We start from the raw sequence: 6,873 nt of genomic DNA, 5'->3' as shown, positions 1-6,873 counted from the left end.
CCCGGGCGGGCCGCCCCGACCGCGGCCCGCCCGGGTTCACGCCGCCCCGGCGTTCACGCCGAAACATCCTCCCCGGCAACGGTATCGGGGTCGCCGAAGTCGGGCACGACTCCCAGATCGGCCGGATGGTAGAGACCGGGCGGACACCCCGGGGCGCACGTCCGTTCCAACAGTTCGTGGGCCTGCGCGGCGAGATCCGGAATCCGCTCCGTCGGCCCGGACAGCACCACGGCGGTCAGCGCCACCCCGGCGGTCTCGGAGAGGGCCATCAGCGCCCGCGAGGTCATGGCGAACGCGCCCGCCAATCCCCACCCGGCACTGTCGTCCTGCGGCACCAGGACGATCCCGCCCGAGGCGGTCAGCAGCGACAGTGCCCGCGAGCCGAGCACCGCGCCCAGCGCCGCCTGCACCCGGCGCAGACGACGCAGCGCGGTCATCTCCGTGACCGGGCGAACGTCCTCGTCCGACGCCGGAATACGCAGGGCGACCACCTGATACGCGTGCGCGATGCAGATACCCGTGTGCCGGGCCAGCGTCGAGCGGCTGTGCCCGCTCAGCAGGGCCGCGACCAGCGTCTGCGCGGCCGTTTGATGTTCGCGGGCCACGAACCGGAACTCGTCGACATAGGCGGTGGTGGTGGCCATGGTGACCGCCCGCAGCAGACCCAGCAGCATTTTCGCGCGGCCCGCCGAGGTGGTGTCCGCCCCCGGCGATTCGGTGACGGCCAACTCCAGACCGTCGTGGATGGCCTCGTGATAGCCGAGCAGCACACGGTCGAGATCGATGCCCTCGCGGGCGAATCCGGCCGCCGATTCCGCGACCTCGACCAGCCACCCGGACCCGTGAGCGGCGGGCGCGCGAGCCGCGCGAGCCAGACATGCGCGCAGCCGCTCGTCCAGATCGCCGAGCCCGGGCCCCTCGAGCGGTCCGCCGTACAGTTCGGCCAGTTTCGCGGCGAAGACCTGCGGGCCCGCCGCGGCGCGATCCCCGACCGCGGTGGAATCCGGTAGTTCTCGTATGTTCAACGCGCCCTCCTGATTTCGGCCCCAGGCTACGAGCGGTGCGCGCGTGTTCCTATGCGCCGTGCCCTTTTTCGGACACCTCACATATTTCGCTCGGTCTGGCTGTGATCGGCGAACGTCCGCGCGATGAGCGCCGAACGCAACTGCCACAGATCCGCGGTCACCGTCGGATCGAGACCCGTGAGCTGACCGATGCGTTTGAGCCGATAGTCGACGGTGTTGGTGTGGATGTGCATGACGCGGGCGGTGCGCTGCCGATGCAGATTGTTGCCGATATGACATTGCAGGGTCTGCAACAGTTCCGGATGGGCGTCGAGCGGATTGAGCAGCGCGCCCAGCGTTTCCCGCCCGGGACCGGGCCGCGTGAGCTGGTATTCCAGCGCCATATCGGTGAATCGGTACACTCCGGCGACACAATTCAACCGCTGCACCATATCCAGCAGTTCGTGCGCACGGTCGGTGGCGGCGGGCATCTCGTCCGGTGCGGCGACCACGACGGCCGCGGTCACCGCCACCCGGGCCGCCGCCGAGAGCCCGGCGATCAACTCCTCCAGGGCCGAATCCTCCAACGTGGCGGCCGGGACGAGCACCGTGCCGCCGTCCACGCTCAGCAGGGCGAGGGCGGTGCCGCCGCAGCGGTTGGCGAGTTCGGCCTGCACCCGGCGCAGCTTGCGGCGCGCGACCACCTTGCCGTCGAGCATGGGATGCTCCTCGTCGGGGTGCCGCGGAATCGCCAGGGCCAGCACGTGATACGAGGCGGCGATCTCGATGCCGCATTCGCGGGCCATGGTCGAGGTCGGATGCCCGCCCAGCAGCGCCGAGGTGAGGGTGTGCACGGCGGTGTGGTGCTCGCCGACCACGGACCGCAGCTCGCGCACGTACGCGCGCGACACCGTCGCGCTGATCGTGTCCAGCAGGCTCACCACGACTTTCGCGCCGTCCACCAGTTGGTCGTAGTCGCGCGCGGTGGCGCCGGAGACCACCCGGTCCAGGCCGATCCGGAAGCCCTCGTGGATGGAGTGCAGGACGGTGTCGATCGGCACGCCCTCGCGAGCCCATCCGGCCGCGGCCTCGGCGAGCCGGCCGGTCTTGGCCGGGACGTCGCGGCCGTCGAGCATGCTCACTGCGAATTCCAGGCACACCCGGGTGACGGCCGTGACCTCCCCGGAGATGAGATCGCCCGGCAGCGTCCCGCACGGGATGACGTGGTCCACGAAATGGCCTACCAGCTGCCGGGATACGGTGCGCACGTCTTGCAGTGGGGCGGACATCGGCTGACCGGAGACGGTCAGGCCCACCCGGAGAGTTCCGTCGGTTGTCATCGTCGACTTCCTTCCGATCTACCGCGTCTCGGCGGTGGATCTCGAACTCTAAGGTGGCCTGGAACTCAGCTTCTACTCTCTTTCGGGGACCTCGGTGTTCGTCCGGCGAACTACGGGATGAGCTGTGCGAACAGCGGATTGACGTAACCGGCGGGCAACGGATAACCGAGCCGGTTGGTGAGATCCGCTCACTTTTCGGAGATCACCGTGTCGCCCATAACGGTCGCGGGCGGCCGCCCGAGGGTGGACGATTGATGCGCGTCCGAATGATGAGGAGCGCCTGTGGATTCCGATCTCTGTTATGCGTCGGCGCGGGAGCTGGCCGGGTGGCTGCGCGCGGGCGAGCTGTCGGCGCTGGAGCTGACGCGCGCCCATCTCGACCGGATCGAGCGACTCAATCCCAAGGTCAACGCGATCGTCACCCTGGTCGCCGAGCAAGCGCTCGACGCCGCCCGGTCGGCCGACCGGCGACTGGCCGCCGGGCGGGAGCCGGGCCCGCTGCACGGGATTCCGATGGCGCACAAGGACACCCACGACACGGCAGGAATCCGCACCACCTATGGCAGCCCGCTGCTGGCCGACAATGTGCCCGAGCGCGACGAACTGGTGATCGAGCGGCTCAAAGCGGCGGGCGTGATCACTCTCGGCAAGACCAATGTGCCGGAGTTCGCGGCGGGCTCGCACACGGTGAATCCGCTCTTCGGCGCCACCCTCAACCCCTACGACCTCGGCAAGTCCGCGGGCGGCAGCAGCGGTGGCGCGGCGGCCGCGCTGGCCTGCGGCATGCATCCGCTCGCCGACGGCAGCGATATGGGTGGGTCGCTGCGCAATCCGGCGTCGTTCTGCAATGTGGTCGGATTCCGGCCGTCGCCGGGCCGGGTGCCGACCTGGCCGGATCCGATGGCCTGGGCGACCCTGGCGGTACAGGGGCCGATGGCGCGGACGGTGGCCGACGCGGCGCTGCTGTTGTCGGTGCTGGCGGGCCCGGACCCGCGCTCCCCCATCGCGATCGGGGAGCCGGGCTCGGTTTTCACCGGCTCGCTGGACCGGGAATTGCGCGGGCTGCGGGTGGCGTGGTCACCGGATCTGGGCGGCGCGGTGCCGGTGGAACCGGTGGTGCGGGATGTGCTCGAGCGCGCGGTGCGGGTGTTCTCGGATCTGGGTGCCGTCGTCAGCGAGGACTGCCCGGATCTGTCCGGCGCGGAGGAGGTGTTCCGGACACTGCGGGCTTGGCAGTTCGCCCGCGTGCTGGGACCGCTACTGCCGCACCGTGATCGGATGAAACCCGCCCTGGTGTGGAATATCGAGCAGGGGCTGACGCTGACCGGGCATGATGTCGCGACCGCCGAACTGCTGCACACGCTGCTGTTCCATCGCGTGCGAGAGTTCTTCGAGCGCTACGACATTCTGCTGCTGCCGGTCAGCCAGGTGCCGCCGTTCGACGTGGATCTCGAGTATCCCGAACAGATCGCGGGCGAGCCGATGGACACCTATCTGGACTGGATGCGCTCGTCGTATCTGGTGAGCGCCACCGGATCTCCCGCGTTGGCGGTACCGGGCGGCTTCACCACGGCGTGGCTGCCGGTGGGATTGCAGATCGTCGGACCCCATCGCGCCGACCGGCTGGTCCTGGAGGTGGGGCACGCCTTCGAACAGGCCACCGGATTCGGCACCGTGCGACCGCCGATAGCGGCGGGCTGACCCGGCTACCGTGGGCCGGCGGTGCACCGGCCCACGCCGACGCCTCAGCCCAGGACGACCGGCAGGCTGGTGTGCCCGTTGGAGATGAAGCTGCCCAGCGGCTTCAATTCCGATGCCTGCGTGGACAATCGCAGGTTCGGGAACCGCTCGAACAGCGCCGGCAGCGCGATCGCGGCCTCCATCCGGGCCAGCGGCGCACCCAGGCAGTGGTGCGCGCCGTGCCCGAAGGCCAGGTGCTGATCCTTGGTCTTGCGCCCGATGTCGAAGGCGTCGGCGGTCTCGCCGTGGATCTTCGGGTCACGCCCGGCACCCGCGTAGGAGGCCAGGATGGCCTCGCCCTTGGGAATGGTGACACCCTCGATCTCGATGTCCTCCACCGCATAACGCAGCGGCAGGTGCGCGACCGGCGACTGGTAGCGCAGCGCCTCCTCGATCACATCGCTCCACGACGCCTCCCCCGCGATCACCGCGGCCAGCTGCTCGGGGTGGCTCAGCAGTGCGACGACGGCCTGGTCGATCAGGTTCACGGTGGTCTCGTGCCCGGCGTTGATGACCAGCATCAGGGTTTCGACGAGTTCCTTCTCGCTCAGCTGCGAGCCGTCCTCGTCGTCGCGCGACGCGATCAAGGCGGAGGTCAGGTCGTCGCCCGGGTGCTCGCGGCGGTAGGCGACCAGTTCGCCGACCCGCCCGACCATTTCGACGTAGTTGGCCATCGCCTCCTCGGCCGACAGCGAGCCGTCGAAGAAGCCGTCCACGCACTTGTGGATGGCCTCGTCGAGGTGCTCGGGCACCCCCAGCAGACCGCTGATCACGCGGATCGGCACCGGGTAGGCGTAGAACGACCGCAGGTCCACGATCTCACCGGCGGGCTCGGCGGCCAGCTCGTCGAGCAACTCGGTCACGATCGCCTCGATGCGCTCCCGCATGGCGGTGGTGCGGCGGTGGGTGAAGGCCGGGGACACCAGCTTTCGCAGCCGACGATGGTCCGCGCCGTAGGCGGTGAACATGTTCTCCGCCATCACCCAGGGCAGCAGCGGCCAGGTCTCGGTGATCTCACCGTTCATGAACGCCGCCCAGTGCTGCCGCGGATCCTTCGAGACGCGCGAATCGGCGAGCAGGCTCTTGAGCGTCGCCTGATCGGTGACCGACCACGCGGGCACGCCACCGGGCAGCTCGACCAGCGCGACGGGGCCCTGTGCGCGAATCCGCGCGGATTCGCCTTGGATGTCGGTACCGGTGACATCCAGCACGATCGGGCTCTGGGACATGAACAGCTCCTTACACCGCGCGCAGCGCGGGGCTAATCGGGAAATCGACCGGCAGTGCCACCATGGCGCGGTGGAACGGGCCGGGACGCCAGGAGATTTCGTGCTTCGCCACGGACAGCCGCAGATCCGGCAGCGCGTCGAGCAGCTCGTCGATGGCGGTCTGCGCCACCAGGTAGGCGACCGAGCGGGCGGGGCAGGCGTGCGGGCCCGCGCTCCAGGCCAGATGCGAACGGTTGCCGGTGCGGTCGCCGCCCGCGATCTCGGGATCGTTGTTGCAGGCGGCGTGGCTGATCACCACGGGCTGATTGGCGGGCAGCCAGGTGGTGTCGATGAGGATCGGCTGGCGCGGGAAGCTGGTGGCGAAGTTCGCGATCGGCGGGTCGTTGAACAACACCTCGTCGAGGGCGTCGCGCGTGGACAGACTGCCGCCCAGCACATCTCCGCCGAAGCGGTCGTCGGTGAGCATCAGCAGCAGCGTGTTACTGATCAGGTTCTGCATGGGTTCGATGCCCGCGCCGTAGAAGCTGACCAGCTGATACAGCATCTCCTCGTCATTGAGGTTCGCGGAATTGTGCGCCATGCGGGAGGTGACGTCGTCGCTCGGCGCGGCACGGCGCAGCGCGATGAGTTCCATCAGCGCCTCACCGAGGGTCTGCATACCCCACGCGGCGTTCACCGTGTCGAACAAGGCCGCCATGCCTGTGGCCACCCGCTGGCCGATATCCGCTGAGCAGCCCACCAATTGGTTGAGCACCTCGAACACCAGCGGCAGCGCGTACTGCGACACCAGATCCGCGCTGCCCTCCGCATTGATGCCCGCGATGAGGGGGCCCGCGATCTCCTCGACGGTGGCGTGCACCGCGTGTAGGTCGATGCCGTCGATGCTCGCGGTGTAGGCCTGCCGGTACCGGGCATGCTCGGCCCCCGCGTTGCGCAGCGCGTTGGGATACCACTGCATCATCGGCCGGATCGGCGAATCCTCCGGAATGCTGTCCTGCCACGGCCGCGGATCGGCCGGAAAGTGCTCGGGATCATTGAGAATCCGCAACGCGGTGCGATAGTTCACCACCAGCGTCGCGGGCACCCCCGGCGCGAGCTCGACCGGCACCATCGACCCGTGCGTACTGCGCATATCCCGGTACGCGCCGTGCGGGTCGGCCACGAATTCCTCTGTCCCCAGCATGATTCTGGGTTCGGCCACCCTGTGCGCCCCGCCCGTCACCGGACAACCTCCCGACGCCCCCGTGAACCCGCCCCAAGAACCTGCTGTGTCCAACCCCGAAACTCCCTATCGAATAACAGCTTTCACCCGACCCCGGCCCGAAGTGCCGGGGCGAGTCGACGCTTCGCACCCTAGCAGCCCGTCAGCACACTCACCCTCTTTGTGAAACACGCACGGCGTGAAACCCGCACCGCCCGGCTAGCTGTCGACGATGGAGGTGATGAGGGTGTGGGAGTCGGCGGTGCGCTGACCTCCGGCTACATCCAGCGCGGCGACGGCGTCATGCCGCGCCAGGGCACCCGCGGACCGTGGCTGGTCATCAACAACTACTTCCGCGA

5 protein-coding genes are annotated in these 6,873 nt (G+C 69.0%); 1 reads left to right on the top strand and 4 read right to left on the bottom strand.

Going from position 1 to position 6,873, the window contains the following annotated elements:
• Positions 1 to 53: 53 nt before the first annotated feature.
• Together ACWELQ_RS33540 and ACWELQ_RS33535 are read right to left on the bottom strand one after the other, a co-directional pair.
• The gene (locus tag ACWELQ_RS33540; protein ID WP_452401046.1) at positions 54 to 1,025 is read right to left on the bottom strand and encodes a transcriptional regulator; all 972 of its coding nucleotides are present in this window, start codon (positions 1,023 to 1,025) and stop codon (positions 54 to 56) included.
• Positions 1,026 to 1,102: 77 nt separating this feature from the next.
• Positions 1,103 to 2,344, bottom strand: a complete 1,242-nt coding sequence (locus ACWELQ_RS33535; protein WP_452401045.1) for a PucR family transcriptional regulator — start codon at positions 2,342 to 2,344, stop codon at positions 1,103 to 1,105.
• A gap of 282 nt (positions 2,345 to 2,626) precedes the next feature.
• Between ACWELQ_RS33535 and ACWELQ_RS33530 the strand changes: the two genes are divergently transcribed.
• Complete coding sequence (locus ACWELQ_RS33530) at positions 2,627 to 4,045, top strand: amidase (protein ID WP_452401044.1); 1,419 nt, start codon at positions 2,627 to 2,629, stop codon at positions 4,043 to 4,045.
• A 44-nt stretch (positions 4,046 to 4,089) separates the two neighbouring features.
• Here the strand turns inward: ACWELQ_RS33530 and ACWELQ_RS33525 are convergent, their stop codons facing one another.
• Together ACWELQ_RS33525 and ACWELQ_RS33520 are read right to left on the bottom strand one after the other, a co-directional pair.
• Complete coding sequence (locus ACWELQ_RS33525) at positions 4,090 to 5,313, bottom strand: cytochrome P450 family protein (RefSeq protein WP_452401043.1); 1,224 nt, start codon at positions 5,311 to 5,313, stop codon at positions 4,090 to 4,092.
• A 10-nt stretch (positions 5,314 to 5,323) separates the two neighbouring features.
• Positions 5,324 to 6,496, bottom strand: coding sequence for a cytochrome P450 (locus ACWELQ_RS33520; protein ID WP_452401042.1), 1,173 nt, complete (start codon positions 6,494 to 6,496; stop codon positions 5,324 to 5,326).
• Positions 6,497 to 6,873: the final 377 nt, after the last annotated feature.

It is taken from the genome of Nocardia sp. NPDC004722 (assembly GCF_053601505.1).
This window is presented reverse-complemented; position numbering and strand designations above follow the sequence as displayed.

Coding starts and splice junctions, on each gene's coding strand:
- ACWELQ_RS33525 (WP_452401043.1), bottom strand. CDS start 5,313: ATGTCCCAGAGCCCGATCGTGCTGGATGTCACCGGTACCGACATCCAA.
- ACWELQ_RS33520 (WP_452401042.1), bottom strand. CDS start 6,496: ATGCTGGGGACAGAGGAATTCGTGGCCGACCCGCACGGCGCGTACCGG.
- ACWELQ_RS33535 (WP_452401045.1), bottom strand. CDS start 2,344: ATGACAACCGACGGAACTCTCCGGGTGGGCCTGACCGTCTCCGGTCAG.